Source organism: Metabacillus sp. 84 (assembly GCF_050107715.1).
GTDB lineage: Bacteria > Bacillota > Bacilli > Bacillales > Bacillaceae > Metabacillus_B.
The window spans coordinates 1-255 of record NZ_JBNILN010000042.1; the positions used below are offsets into that span (position 1 = coordinate 1).

Annotated in this window: 1 protein-coding gene and 1 pseudogene; both read right to left on the reverse strand. The window is 37.6% G+C overall.

The genetic code is table 11. From position 1 onward, the window contains the following. Nucleotides 1–90: pseudogene (locus ACQCV8_RS20235) on the reverse strand (transposase); the annotation flags it as partial. A 5-nt stretch (nucleotides 91–95) separates the two neighbouring features. After that, nucleotides 96–255 (reverse strand): transposase (locus ACQCV8_RS20240; RefSeq protein ID WP_426847227.1); only part of this gene is annotated, 160 nt, incomplete at its 5' end.

The following is a 255-nucleotide window of genomic DNA, read 5'->3' on the forward strand; positions in this document are numbered from 1 at the left end:
ATCAATATACTCTTTGCTCATATTGCATAAGATAGAAGCCTGTTCTTTTGTAGGAAGCAATTTGATTTTGACTGTGATGGTTTGTGACAGATCATTCACCCCCTTGTTTTTTGTTGTTCGACATAACCTTTTATCGTTTCACTCGACACATTTCCTGCGGTAGAAACAAAATAGGAACGTGTCCATAGACTCGGCAAGTGTTGAAGGTGAGGAAATTCCTCTCTCAACTTTTTAGAAGTCACTCCTTTGATTTTT